The following is a 12,756-nucleotide window of genomic DNA, read 5'->3' as shown; positions in this document are numbered from 1 at the left end:
ACGGGCGCGCAGCTTGCATAGTAACCGCAGCCACTCGGCGTCCCAAAAGGCGATCAATGCGAGCCGACGCCCGGTGGGCGCTCGGCGGTGGTCGGGGTGGCGGGATTTGAACCCACGGCCTTCCGCTCCCAAAGCGGACGCGCTACCAAGCTGCGCCACACCCCGTCTGGTGCGACACGTAGGGTACATGCCCGGACCGGCTGCGTCGGCCGCTTTGTTTCATGGGAGGGCGCGTGAGCCAACGCGTTGGCCTACGGGGCGCGCGACCCGCTACGATGCCTCCTGTGCCGCGGTCACTGACCTGCGGCGCGTCCTGTGCGGGCGTAGCTCAATGGTAGAGCCCTAGTCTTCCAAACTAGCTACGCGGGTTCGATTCCCGTCGCCCGCTCTGACGGCTCAGGGCCAGGTCGGAGGATCATTCCTCCGACCTGGCCCTGATCGCTTCCGGCGCCCGCCGGGAGTCGGCCCGCTCCATGGATCGAGCGACCTCCCAGGGAGCAGACCGTTTCGTCGAGCTTGTTTGTCGTACTTAGCCGTACTTGATCGTGCGTATTTATCGGACTTATATCTGGCTTATATGTGGCTGCCTCCGCCATGCGGCTGCCTCCGCGTACTCATATGCGCTACTTCCGCACTTCCGCGCCAGGCTTCCCGACGGTAAGCGGAGCGTGACCGTTCAGGGGCGTGGCGCAGCGGCGGCCGTTCCTGCGACGGGGGGAGCAGCCGCACGCCGCCGTGCGGCCGAGGCCGCCGCGCGGGTCAGAAGCTGATCGAGTTGATGGTCTGCGCTATCGAGTTGAGGAACCGGCTGATGGACGGTGCCATGCCGGTGGAGGCGAGGAAGAAGCCGAAGAGGATCGCAACGATCGCCGGGCCGGCCTTGATCGAGCCCCCTCGTATCAACACCACCAGGATGATCGCCAACAGCAGCACCACTGACAGTGAAATGGCCACAACTGATCACACCCTCGGTCGGTCCGCTCTCCCGGCCCGGGGGCGCCATCCCCTGCACACCCCCGCCAGAACCATCGTGCCACCAACCGGCCCACGGTATGCGGCCCGTGGAGCATCGGGCGCCACCCCGGTCGCAGGAACCGCACCGGCCGAGCGGCAGGAGATCCGCTGAACTCCGGTGTCCCGCACAGCATTTCGGGGAGCGCACGGAAGAATGTGGCAGCGGTCGTTTCCGTGCCCGCACGTCGCGTTCGCAACTAATTTCCATGATCCGGCCGGCCTCCCCCGGGCGGAGATTCCACCAGAGTCGCCCACGAGGGTTCATGCACCCTTTATTCAGGATCAATCCGGACAACGCCCCTACGGGGGAGGGAAATCGACATGACCGTCTATGGGCGCGGGAACACGTCCCTGCAATGGTCTAGGCGCCCTTGAGGTGTCGCATGAGCCTCTCGAAGTCCTGCCACCCCGACAGATCCCCCGGATCGCCCGGCAGCGGGTAGTACAGCGCCGGGTGTGCCCTCGGGCCCAGGGGGACCGGCGCTTCGGGCAGCGGGGTGCGACGGGCGCGGTCACCGGGCATCGCGCGGACCTCCTCGGCGCCCAGGACGAACGCGAACGGGACACCGGGGCCCTCGAAGCGCGGCGGTACGGACAGGTCCCGGCGGGCCTTGCGGATCTGGACCAGCATCGACTGGAGGTCGTGCCGGGTGGCGAGCACCTCGGCGGCCGTACGCACGGCGTCCGTCGGCACCTCCTCCCCCGGCCCGTAGCCGAACGCCAGTGTGACGTCCTCCTCAACCCCGCCCTCCGTACGGCTGATACGGACCGTCGCGAGCCCGGGGCGCTCCGGGGTGCCGACCACGACCAGCCAGGTCGGCTCGGGCGACCGCTCGTGCGCCGCATCCGTCAACTGCCGCAGTGACCACGGAAGATTGGCCGGTTCCTCGGTGCCCCAGCCCGCCGGAGGCTCGCCCGTGATCTCGCGCCACACCGATTCCAGCGCACCGCCCAGCACCAGTCGGTCGTCGGCCGGGTGGACAGCCCGGAAGGAGATCGCCAGCTGGCGTTCCCCCCTGTCCGTCACGTCGCTCCGGAAGGCGCCGGCCACCGGCGTGCGCGGGTCCTGCGGGGTCGCGTCCGGGGACTCCACGGTCACGAACAGGCCGTTCCGCCACTCCAGTACGGCCCCGGACAGCCCGTCGTAGTAGCCGTCCTTCTCGTCCTGCACCACCCACCGGGAGGGCCATCCCGGCAGGCTGTTGCGGACGGCGGGCGAAAGGCGGGTGCCCGCCGGGGTGACGATCTGCAGGCCCAGTTCGGCGTGCGCCGCCGCGCGCAGCGCGTGGGAGAGCCATGCCGTCATCGCGACGACCGGGCGGTCCTGGATGACCACGGCGACCTTGTCGGTGAGCACGTCCACGGCGGGCTGCGCGGCGGCGGGCGTCGGTACCGCGCTCACCCCGTCGGTCTTCACCACGGCGAGGGACGTCGCGGCTCCCGGCGGCCACGCGGTGCCGCCGACCAGCGTGGCGAGGCGACCCGCGAAGGTGCCGGCGAGCTGCTCGGCCTCCTTCACCCCGGTGGTGGCGCGGGCCTCCGTCCACCAGTACGGCACCGCCGGCTCCGTGGCCCCCAGCAGGCGCTCGGCCTCGCCGCGCACCTGCACCAGCAGCGGTGCCTCGACGGAGACCAGCGGGCGCCCCTGCTCGTCGCAGAGCTGCACGACCGCGCCGTCGCCCTCCGTGCCCACCAGCTTGTCCGGGCCACCGGAGAGCAGACCCGCGATCACGCTCAGCGGGTCGGGCATCTTCTGGGTGAGGGCGATGACGTCCTTGGTCATGAGGTCGGCCGGTCCTTCATGCTGCTCGGTTCGGGTGTCGTACGTCTCTGCCGTGCTGGACGTCCCACGGGAACCGTCCGGTTCACCGGTCCCCCGCGTACACGGTCTGGATCAGCCGGTTCGGCTCGCCCCGGCGCACCAGCACCCCGCGGCCCGACGGCTGCTGGGTGGCGTAGACGCCGGGGAAGAGCTGGCCCTCGCTGCGGTCGCCGGCCATCACAAGAGCCGTGGCGCCGGACTCGCGAAGACCCTGCAGCAACGGCTCGTACAGGCCCCGCGAGGCGCCCGCGACGCGGCGGGTGACGACGAAGTGGAGGCCGATGTCGACGGCCGAGGGGATGTAGGGGAGGAAGGGGGCCAGCGGCTGCTGCCCGGCGGTCGTGAGGACGTCGTAGTCGTCCACCAGGATCACGATCCGCGGACCCGAGCCCCAGCTGCCCGGCTCGAGGGCCGCGCCGTCCGCGCTCTCGTCGGGCAGCCGCTTCTCGAGCTCGGCGGCGATGCCTGTGGACAGCGCCCCGGCCAGCTTGGAGTTGTAGGCGTAGCCGCCGCGGTACTCCTCGGGGATCGCGCCGCGCAGGCCCCGGCGCGGGTCCATCACGCCGAAGACCAGCTCGTCCTCGCCGTAGCGCTCGATGAGGCCGTTCGCCAGTACCTTCAGCAGGTTCGTCTTGCCGCACTCGCTGTCACCCATGATCAGCAGATGCTGGTCGTGCGCGAACAGGTCGAGCAGGACGGGCGCCAGCCGGTTCTGGTCCAGTCCGATGGGCACCCGGCGGGGTGCGGCCACCGGGCCGGGCAGCAGCTGCGGCTCCAGGACGTGCGGCAGGACGCGTACGGGCTGGGCGACCTCGCCGGTCCAGGTGGCACGGATCGTACGGGCCGTGCGCTCCAGGACCGCGCCGAGGTCCGCGGTGTCGGCGAGGCCGTCCGTGCGCCCCAGCGCGACCTGGGCGAACAGCTTGCCGTCGGTGAGGACGCGGCCCTTCTCCTCGGGCGAGAGGGTCTCGGCGAGCTTGCGGTCGACGCTGGACTCGCCGGGGTCGTTCAGCCGCAGTTCGACCCGGGTGCCGAACTGTGACTGGGTGGCGATGCGCACGTCGTTCCAGCGCAGCATGCCCGCGACGACATGGACGCCGTAGCCGCCGCCCCTTTTGAGGATGTCGACGACCGCGTCGTCCAGTTCCTCGAAGTCGTCGCGCAGGGCGCCGAAGCCGTCGACGATCAGCACGATCTCCGTTGAAGCCAGCTCCGGCAGGCGGCCCGCGGCGCGCAGATCGCGCAGTTGCTCCAGCGAGTCGATGCGATGGATGCGGAACAGCTCCTCGCGCTGGTCGAGCATGGCACGCACGGAGTCGACGGTCCGTGCGGCGCGCTCGCGGTCTGCGCGGCCCGCGACCCCGCCGACGTGCGGCAGCCCGGACAGGGCCTGGAGGCCTCCGCCGACCAGGTCCAGGCCGTAGATGCCGACTTCCTGCGGGGTGTGGGTGAGCGCCAGGGAGAGGGCGAGGGTGCGCAGGAGCGTCGTCTTGCCGGACTGCGGTCCGCCGATGACCGCCGCGTGTCCGCCCGCGACCGTGAGGTCCAGGTGCCAGGGGCCCTGCCACTGCCTGGTCGGGTCGTCGAGGATGCCCATCGGCACCTGGAGCGGCCCGTTCCGCCTGGTGAGCTGGGTGCCGCGCGGGCCCACCTCGATGGGCCCGGCGACCTTGTCGAGGGCGATGGCCTCGGGCAGCGGGGGCAGCCAGATCTGGCGTACGGGCTTGGCGCCCACCCTCTCCATCTGCTGGACCATGACGCCCATCTCGGTCGGACCGGTCTCCCGGCGCCGCATCTGCGGCTCCTCCGGGCCCGAACTCCCCTCCTGCCCCCCGGTGTTGTAGGCGTCGTACTCGAGTGCGAGCGGGCCGGTGTCCTCCACCTCACGCCGGACGGGGCCGCGGTAGGCGCCGGAGACATAGCCCGCCTTGAACCGCTCGTAGTGGCTGGTGTCGACCTTGAGGTAGCCGAAGCCGGGCAGCGGCGGCAGATGGAAGGCGTCCGTGGTGTCCAGGACCGTACGGGACTCGTCGGCGGAGAAGGTGCGCAGGCCGAGCCGGTAGGACAGATAGGTGTCCAGGCCCTTGAGCTTGCCGCCCTCGATGCGCTGGCTGGACAGCAGCAGATGGACGCCGATGGAGCGTCCGATGCGTCCGATGGACAGGAACAGGTCGATGAAGTCCGGCTTGGCGGTGAGGAGTTCGCCGAACTCGTCGATGACGACGAACAGGTGCGGCAGCGGCTCCAGATCGGGCCGCTTCTCGGCGCGCAGGGCGGCGTAGTGGCCGATGTCGGCGACGTTGCCCGCGTCCTTGAGGACCTGCTGACGGCGCTTGACCTCACCGGCGAGCGAGGCGTGGACGCGCTCGACGAGACCCGCCTGGTTCTCCAGGTTGGTGATCACCCCGGCCACGTGCGGCAGGCCCGCGAAAGGCGCGAAGGTGGCGCCGCCCTTGTAGTCGACGAGGACCAGGGAGAGGTCCTCCGGCGGGTGCGTGGCCACCAGCGCGAGTACGAGGGTGCGCAGCAGTTCGGACTTGCCGGAGCCGGTGGCGCCGACGCACAGGCCGTGGGGGCCCATGCCCAGCTCCGAGGACTCCTTGAGGTCGAGCAGGACCGGCTCGCGGCTGTCGCTGATGCCGATCGGGACGCGCAGGAAGGCGCGTTCGCCGCGGGGCGCCCACAGACGGCCGAGGTCCAGTTGGGCCACGTCGTCGATGCCGAGGAGCTCGGCGAAGTCGACCGGGCCGGTGAGCGGCGCGTCGGCCATCGACTCGGCGGACAGCCGCAGCGGGGCGAGCATCCGGGCCAGGCCCTCCGCGAACGGGATCCCGACCTCGTCGACCGTGCCGTGCGCGCTGATCGGTTCGGCCTCGCGCAGGTCCTCGATGACGATCCCGTCGCCGTCCACCGTGATCCGTACCCCGACCTGCCCGGGTTCCTGGATCCGCTGGTCGAGCAGGTGCAGCACGGTGACACCCATGTCGCGCAGGCCCACCGCGTCGTCGGGGCGGGGCAGGTCGACGGCGTCCTCGCCGTGTCCGTCGGCGACGACGAGCAGCCGGGACGTCATGGCGAGGGCGTCCGTGCCGGCCAGACCGCGGCGCACCTCGGCCGCGAAGGAGGCGCGCCGACGCAGCTCGGGGCCGATCTGCCGGGCCAGCTGGGGCAGGGAGGGGGCGATGCGGCGAGCGGCTACCGGGCCGTCGTACTGCTCGGGGTCGAGCAGATGCGGCAGCCACTTGGCCCACTCCCACTCCGCGAGCCGGTCGCCGGGCACGGCGAGGGCGATGCCGACGTCGTCGGGGGCGTGGGTGGCGGCGGCCTGGATCATCAGGGCGCGGGCCACGCGCAGGGTGTCCTCGCGGGGGCCGATCACGCTGATGTCGCCGACCCGGTCCAGCGGGACGGTGAGCGGGAGTTCGGTGCCGGTGCTGAAGCGGGCCATCAGCGCGGAGGCCTCGTTCAGCATGAACCGGTCGGGCGGGGTGAGCACGGACGAGCCCTGCTGGGCGACCTTCAGATCCCGTACCGGCATCTCGCCGGTGCCGACGCGTACGCGAAGGAAGTCGCCGTCGAGCCGCCGCCGCTCCCACAGTCGCGCCGGATCGCGGACCACGTCGTACAGCGCGTCCGGTGGCGGGTTGAGCACCTGGGCCGTCTCGCGCCGCTGCCTTTCCTCCCTGGACAGTTCCTCACGCAGGTCCTCCAAGTAGGCTAGATAGGCTTCGCGTTGGGTACGCCGGGTGCGCTGGGCCTTGCCCCGCTGGGAGAAGACCAGGGCCATGGAACCGGCGATGGTGACCACGAGGATGATTGCGCCGAGGCCGGCGAACTGGCTGTTGCGCACGACGGTCATCATCACGACGGACGACATCACACCGGCCACGGGCAGCAGCGAGGTCGCGATGGAACCAGCCTTGCCCTCGGGCAGGTTGGGCGGCGCCTCGACGGTGCGCGGCTCGGGGGCCGCCGGGGGACGGGTGGTGCGGGCCGGGCGGTGGATCAGTCGGGTGCTCATGTGCCGTGTTCCTCCCCCTTGCCTCAACGACGCTTCTGGGAGAGCTGGAAGACCTCGGCGGCCAGACGCGTGGCGGCCTGCCGGGTGGTGTGCGCGAGGAGTTCGGTGCGGATCGTGCCGCCGGACGCCAGGTGCCGGTCGTAGGGCAGTACGCGGACCCGGGCGCCGGTCGCCTTCAGCGTCCCGGCGGCTTTGCCGGCGTCGAGGCCGGTGTGCGGGACCGTCTCGGTCAGCGCGACGACCGTGGTGTCGATGATGTGCCGGGGCAGCCCTCGCATCCACTCCAGGACGGCGTATGTGCTCGAGATGCCCTCCAGCGTCGCCGGCGCCGTCAGCACCCGGGCCTGGGCCGCGGACAGCGCGACACGCGCGACCTCGGCGGGCAGGGTCTCGCAGTCCACGACGGAGACGCCGAAGTAGCGGCGCAGGGACACCATGACCTTCTCGTACGCCCTGGTGTCGAGCATCGCGCCGATCTGGCCCTGGCTGCCGGGCAGCAGCCAGGCGTTGTCCGGGAGCTGAACGAGGTAGCCGGTGACATCGAGCAGGGACATCTGGGGCTGCACGATGCCCGCGACGTCGGCGGTGGTCCAGCGCAGTGTCTCGGCGCCGAGCCGCAGCGGCAGCGAGCCGAGCGCCGGATCGGCCTCCACGATGAGGGTCGGATCGTGCCGGTAGTGCGCGTACGTCGTGCCGAGCAGCGCGGCGACGGTCGTCTTCCCGGCCCCGCCGCGGATGGAGGTGACGGCGATCTGGCGGCCGGTGGTCACGGCCTGCTGGAGCACCTCCGCGGTGGCGCCGGCTTCGGCGACCTCCTGGGCGGCGGAGGAGGACACCGTACGGCGCACGGCACGCAGGGCCCGGGCGGTGAAGGGTTCGCCGTGGCGGGGCTTGAGTCCGGCGGCCGCGAGCTGCTTGTCCAGGACGGGACGGGAGTCGGGGGTACGGACCTGCGGGCGGGGCCCGGGGGCGGCGGGGGGCTGCTTGGACCGGGCGGGGGCCTGCTGGGGCTGTGCGGGGCCGGGCTGGTGACCGGTGGGTGGCTGGTGGGTGGGTGTCTGGGGTTGTGCGGCGGCCTGGGGTGGTTGTGCAGGTGCCTGAGGTTGTGCAGGTGTTACCTGCGGGTGCGTGGGGGTGCCCTGCGGGTGCGCGGGGGTGCCCTGCGGGTGCGCGGTACCGGCGGCGGAGGTGCCCTGCGGCTGGGGCTGCTGGGGGCCCGGCTGCCCGGTGGCACCCCTCAGGTCGCGCAGCACGTCGCTCTGCCAGTTGTCGCCGTTCGGCATGTCGCCCTTCTCTCCTGCCCGCCCCGCCCGGAGCGGCCGCACCGTCTGTCAGAACCTGTTGAGCAGCTGCCCGTAGATGCCGAAGACACCGACGGCGAGCGGGAACAGCCCGATCACGCCGACCGACTCGATCAGGTCGGCGATGCGCCGCAGCCTGACCTGCATGTGCTCCGGCGGCTGAACCGCGAGGACCAGCAGGGGCAGCACCGCGGCGGCGCACAGCACGGCGAGCGGCCCTGCGCCGGTGGCGTGCGCCATCCACAGCACCACCAGTCGTACGACGAGCAGCGCGGCGGCGGCGAACAGCGCGACCACCTCCGCGACCAGCGGGAAGGCCCGGGCCCGGGACAGCAGCACGACGGCCACCAGCGACGCGAGGGCCACGGTCCATGCGGTCGGCCTGTGCACGGTGGTCAGCAGCCAGCCGCCCGCGGCGGCCGAGGCGGCGGTCGCGATGGTCGCGAGGGCGAGGCCGCGGTGGGTGGCCGCCAGCGCGTTGCCGACCTGGTGCCGGCTGACCGAGGCGCCGCCTGAGCGCCTGTCGTCGAGCCCGGTGAGCCCGGACGCCATGAGCGCGAACCGCGGCAGCAACCCGAGCAGCACGACCGAGAACACTCCCATCACGGCGCCAAGCCGGTCGGGCCGGTCCTGCACGGCAGCCGCGGCCTCCCACACCACGGCGATGCCGGCGATGGCCCCGGCGCCGATGAGGCCGCCGCGGCCGAGCGGCGAGAAGAACGCGAGCAGCACGAGGTTGAGCACGAGGGCGGCCACGACAACGGCCAGCCGGGCGGTCCCCGGCCAGCCGTAGGCATCGGCGGCGGTCCAGGCGGTGAGCAGCCCGAGCCCGCCGGAGGCGAGCAGCAGAGCGGTGGCAAGGCCACGGTTGCCGTCCCCGACCTTGGCGACGAGCGCCCCGGCGACAAGGAGGAGAACGGTGACGGCCACGAGCCCGTTCGCGAGGGGCTCCAGGGCGAACTCGCGCCGGGCGAGCACGGCGGCGATCACCGAGAAGACGACGGTCGCCGTTCCGGCGCTGACCCGGCGGGCGGCGGGGCGCCAGCGCCAGGCGCGCAGGTCGAGGTCGTCGGCGACCTGGTCGGTGACGTCGTGGACGACGGGAGCGGGCGGGGCGGCATGTGCCCGTACGAGTTGGAGCACGGCACCGTCGGCGACCTCGACCGAGGACAGCGTGGCGTCGTGCGGCAGCACCGAGCCGTCGGAGGTGATCAACTGCCGTGTCATGGGGCGCGCGGCGGCCCGGTCGTCGAGCAACTGCAGGATGTCGGGGAGCAGTTGCCCGATGGGGGTGTCCGACGGCAGGACGATGTCGGCTCGGCGTCGCTCGCCGACCAGGGTGACCCGGCTCAGCTGGGCCCGCGAAGTCGTTGCTCTGCTCACCACTTACGGGAACCTATCATCGCGATGTCGTCCGAAACGGGTCTGCCCCGGGGGGTTCCACGCAGGCTCGGCACGCGCTCACGGCGTGCCACTGCGGGAAGGTGTGGGGGCGCTCGTCCCTGACGGGTTGTACAGCTGCTCCTGCTGCTGTTGCTGCTTCTTCTGCTCGGCCTTCTGCTTCGCCAACGTGGCCTGGAGGAAGGACCATCCGACGCATCCTGCGCACATCACGGCGGCGATGGCGATGCCCGCGAACACCTTGCCGAGCCGCTCGTCCACCGTGCGCCGGCTGCGCCGGGCGCCGAACAGCAGCGCGTCACGCATCCGCCGGCGGCGCACCGCCACCGACTCCAGGAGCTGGCTGTCGTAGTCCCGTGCCATTCAGTCGTCCTGTGCCTTCGTGGTCATCCGTGGAAGCCCGGGGCGGGCTGTCAGTCGTCCGCGGTGAGGCCGAGGTACCGCCGCATGGTGGCGTACTTGCGGGTGAGCCGCTCGGCGGTGGGGGCGTCGAGGGCGGCGAGGCGGTCCGGGTCGGCGTTGTGCGCGAGGTCGGCCGCCTTGACGAGCCGGGCGCCAGGGGTGGCGAGGATGCGCCGCGCGTATGCCTCCGGCTCCTCGCCGGGCCGCTTGCTGACGGCCCGCACGATGTCCTTCGTCACCTGGGACAACGGGGCGGCGTCCAGCCACGCCTCGCTGAGGACACCGTCCTCCACGGAGTCGTGCAGCCAGGCGGCGGCGACGAGTTCGTCCGCGCCGCCGCGGGCCCGTACGCCCTCGGCGACGGCCCGCAGATGCTCCACGTACGGCCGCCCGGCCTTGTCCGTCTGCAGGGCGTGCGCCGCGCGGGCGACGGCCTCGACCTCGGCCAGGCTCATGGCGGGCGCCGACGCGGACGTCCGCGGTGTCCGCCGTTCCTGCTGCATGCCAGGCTCCCCCCTAACCTTGCCTACGCAACATAGGGCATGGACGAGCGGGGAGTACACCCCGGGGCGGTCGGGCACGCAGGGGGCGGACGCAGGTCAGTACCTGGCCGCGACCGGGGCCTGAAGCTTCCTCACCTTGACGCTGGCGAACACGTTCCACAAGAGGGTGAGCGGCGTGAACAGGAAGAGCGAGAGAGGGCTCCACCAGCCCTGCCAGAGCGTCTCGGTGGTCAGCTTCTTGTAGACCTGCATCCCGCACGTGTGGCACATGGGCCCTTCCAGCTTCCGGAAGGTCATCATGACCAGGAGCCCGCGGTGGGCACGGAAGGTGACGTCCACGGCCGGGGCCGTGCCGCAGAACCGGCAGGCGAGGTAGGGAACTTGCCCCTGCGGAGCGGCCCACTGGCCCGCAGGAGCGGCGGGGTTGGGGTACGCCTGGCCACCCTGGGGGTACCCGGCCGCCGGCGCCGCATAACCGCCCTGCTGCGGGTAACCGCCCTGCTGCGCATAGGGGTTGGGCTGCGGCTGGTGACCGTAAGGTCCGGCCTGCTGGCCGCCGTACGGGTTGGCCTGCTGGCTGTAGGGGTTGCCCTGAGGGGTGGTCATGAGGACGGGGCTCCTGGGAACGGTGGGATGACGATTATCTGTATCGCGTGGAGAGGGATGACGCCAACTCAGTTCCGGGAAACCGGCCCCAGGGCCATCTCGGAGAGGACGCACTGGAAGGAGAATGATTCCTGTCAGTTCTTGTCGGCGAGGGCCTTGATTACGGCGACGTTGGGGGCCTCGGCCAGGGAGCCGGGGAGGGCACGGCTGACGTCGTCGCCGGGATAACGCATGAGCTCGGCTAGGGCCTCCGAAGGAAGAAGTCCGTTCGCCTTGGCATCGCGCAGCCTCCGCGACCACCTGCCGGACTTGTTGAAGGCGGGGGGGCCGCCTGCCTTCCGCACGACGAAACCCGCAGCATCGTCCTCGTCGTTGCCCCAGGCATAGCCGATCACCGATCCCTCGTCGTCAACCACGGTCAGATACTTGACCGGCTTGTCGGTCACAGGCTGGTAAAGCGGTGGTCCACCCGGCTTGACACTAAAGCTCAGGTCTTCGTCGAGACGGGGATTCCGCTTCGGCCCGGCAGGCTCCCCACGGTCCCTAGATTCGCTGGTCATGAAAAACGCACTCTTTCTTACGGACGGGGGAGGACTTCCCCGTACACCTGCCACTTCCCCGCCTCGTCCATGAAGACGCGCGTGACCTTGAAGGCCGAGCCCCGCGCCAGCAGCAACTCTCGCTCATCGACGTCGTACTTGCTGACCTTCTCCAGCCAGAGCGCCGGAGTCCCTTTGGGGACCCGCAGGTGCAGAATGGCTTCCTTTCCGGCGAAACTCGGCACCGGATGGTTACCGAGTGACGTGGAGAAGTATCCCTCGTCCGGGAAGGTCTGGCCTTCCATGTCCATCGGTGAGTCCAAGCGGAGGTGATCGAGCCCGGTTCCGCGGACGACCATGACGTCGTCCGGCACGGGCCTGGTCGACAGAACCCGGTCCATTTCGGCAATGGCGTGCAGGACCTCCGGCTGGGGGACGACGTAATCCTTGAGGCCCCGCAGATAGCCGTTCATGTCCCTGTAGGAGGGGAAGGAATCGCCGGTGTACTCGTGGAGGGCACGCTTCGCAGACGGATCCAGGTTGTCGATGTAGTCGTTCCAGTGCTTCCGGCCGTAGTCAATCGCCGCGTTGTCGTCAAGGTACGGCTTGGTGCCCGATGACAGTTCTCCTGCGGCAACCCGGTGCTTAGCCGCGTCGTCGAGTTGGTCGAAGCCTTCCGCCGACATCTGCGGCTTGTACTCGAATGACCCACCAGCCCCGTGAGTCTCCACCTCATTGTGCCCCACACCCGCGGCGCCGCCCTCCTCACCCCCATACGGATCAGCATGCCCGCCGTCCGCACCGTCACCCAGGTGCGGCAGGTCGTCGGACAGGCGGTCGTGGAGCATACCGGCGTCGTGCAACGTCATCCCCGGCGGCCGGACCGCCTCTTCGCCCGTGTGAGCTAACCCTCCCCCGTGGGCTCCCGAGAGTGCCGCCTGCCGGATCGCCCCGTGCGTCGGCACTACGGGCTCGTGCGGTACCGGCGTCGTGTCGATGGCGCCGGCGTGGTCGGTGAGGTTGCCGTTCGGGTGCAGCAGGCGGCCGTCGGGCAGCTTCACCGAACCGTCCGGGAGTTTGGGGATGTCGATGCCGGCGACGCTCTTCAGCCCCTTCGCGATGTCGCCGATCTTCGACAGACCCGCAC

At 71.0% G+C, this 12,756-nt stretch carries 10 protein-coding genes and 2 tRNA genes; 1 reads left to right on the top strand and 11 read right to left on the bottom strand.

Annotation, left to right across the window (positions count from 1 at the left end; translation table 11 throughout):
* Nucleotides 1-88: 88 nt before the first annotated feature.
* A tRNA-Pro gene (locus tag AAW14_RS32880) sits at nt 89-165 on the bottom strand.
* A gap of 152 nt (nt 166-317) precedes the next feature.
* On the opposite strand from AAW14_RS32880, the gene AAW14_RS32875 reads away from it, so the two are divergent.
* Nucleotides 318-388, top strand: a tRNA-Gly gene (locus tag AAW14_RS32875).
* A gap of 371 nt (nt 389-759) precedes the next feature.
* On the opposite strand, the gene AAW14_RS32870 is transcribed toward AAW14_RS32875, so the two are convergent.
* The 10 genes from AAW14_RS32870 to AAW14_RS32825 form a co-directional block, all read right to left on the bottom strand.
* The gene (locus AAW14_RS32870) at nt 760-954 is read right to left on the bottom strand and encodes a hypothetical protein (RefSeq protein WP_265568088.1); all 195 of its coding nucleotides are present in this window, start codon (nt 952-954) and stop codon (nt 760-762) included.
* A 421-nt stretch (nt 955-1,375) separates the two neighbouring features.
* On the bottom strand, nt 1,376-2,797 hold the full coding sequence (locus AAW14_RS32865) for a DUF6177 family protein (protein ID WP_265568087.1): 1,422 nt from the start codon (nt 2,795-2,797) through the stop codon (nt 1,376-1,378).
* 82 nt (nt 2,798-2,879) lie between these two features.
* On the bottom strand, nt 2,880-6,857 hold the full coding sequence (gene eccCa / locus AAW14_RS32860) for a type VII secretion protein EccCa (RefSeq protein ID WP_265568086.1): 3,978 nt from the start codon (nt 6,855-6,857) through the stop codon (nt 2,880-2,882).
* A 23-nt stretch (nt 6,858-6,880) separates the two neighbouring features.
* Complete coding sequence (locus AAW14_RS32855; RefSeq protein ID WP_265568085.1) at nt 6,881-8,140, bottom strand: MinD/ParA family protein; 1,260 nt, start codon at nt 8,138-8,140, stop codon at nt 6,881-6,883.
* A gap of 48 nt (nt 8,141-8,188) precedes the next feature.
* Nucleotides 8,189-9,544, bottom strand: a complete 1,356-nt coding sequence (gene eccD / locus AAW14_RS32850; RefSeq protein WP_265568084.1) for a type VII secretion integral membrane protein EccD — start codon at nt 9,542-9,544, stop codon at nt 8,189-8,191.
* 75 nt (nt 9,545-9,619) lie between these two features.
* Entirely contained in the window at nt 9,620-9,922 is a 303-nt protein-coding gene (locus tag AAW14_RS32845; protein WP_265568083.1) for a hypothetical protein, read from the bottom strand.
* Between the two features lie 50 nt (nt 9,923-9,972).
* Nucleotides 9,973-10,464, bottom strand: a complete 492-nt coding sequence (locus tag AAW14_RS32840; protein ID WP_265568082.1) for a phosphohydrolase — start codon at nt 10,462-10,464, stop codon at nt 9,973-9,975.
* 96 nt (nt 10,465-10,560) lie between these two features.
* Nucleotides 10,561-11,070, bottom strand: a complete 510-nt coding sequence (locus tag AAW14_RS32835; RefSeq protein ID WP_265568081.1) for a hypothetical protein — start codon at nt 11,068-11,070, stop codon at nt 10,561-10,563.
* 134 nt (nt 11,071-11,204) lie between these two features.
* Complete coding sequence (locus AAW14_RS32830; RefSeq protein WP_265568080.1) at nt 11,205-11,630, bottom strand: hypothetical protein; 426 nt, start codon at nt 11,628-11,630, stop codon at nt 11,205-11,207.
* A gap of 17 nt (nt 11,631-11,647) precedes the next feature.
* Nucleotides 11,648-12,756: ADP-ribosyltransferase (locus tag AAW14_RS32825; protein ID WP_322741143.1), on the bottom strand; the 1,109-nt coding region annotated here is incomplete at its 5' end.

Source organism: Streptomyces hygroscopicus (assembly GCF_026168105.1).
Taxonomy (GTDB): Bacteria; Actinomycetota; Actinomycetes; order Streptomycetales; family Streptomycetaceae; genus Streptomyces; species Streptomyces hygroscopicus_D.
Note: the sequence above shows the minus strand (reverse complement) of the source record. Positions and strands in the feature narration are given on the sequence as shown.

Coding starts and splice junctions, on each gene's coding strand:
- AAW14_RS32830 (WP_265568080.1), bottom strand. CDS start 11,630: ATGACCAGCGAATCTAGGGACCGTGGGGAGCCTGCCGGGCCGAAGCGG.
- AAW14_RS32845 (WP_265568083.1), bottom strand. CDS start 9,922: ATGGCACGGGACTACGACAGCCAGCTCCTGGAGTCGGTGGCGGTGCGC.
- eccCa (WP_265568086.1), bottom strand. CDS start 6,857: ATGAGCACCCGACTGATCCACCGCCCGGCCCGCACCACCCGTCCCCCG.
- AAW14_RS32840 (WP_265568082.1), bottom strand. CDS start 10,464: ATGCAGCAGGAACGGCGGACACCGCGGACGTCCGCGTCGGCGCCCGCC.
- AAW14_RS32835 (WP_265568081.1), bottom strand. CDS start 11,070: ATGACCACCCCTCAGGGCAACCCCTACAGCCAGCAGGCCAACCCGTAC.
- AAW14_RS32855 (WP_265568085.1), bottom strand. CDS start 8,140: ATGCCGAACGGCGACAACTGGCAGAGCGACGTGCTGCGCGACCTGAGG.
- AAW14_RS32865 (WP_265568087.1), bottom strand. CDS start 2,797: ATGACCAAGGACGTCATCGCCCTCACCCAGAAGATGCCCGACCCGCTG.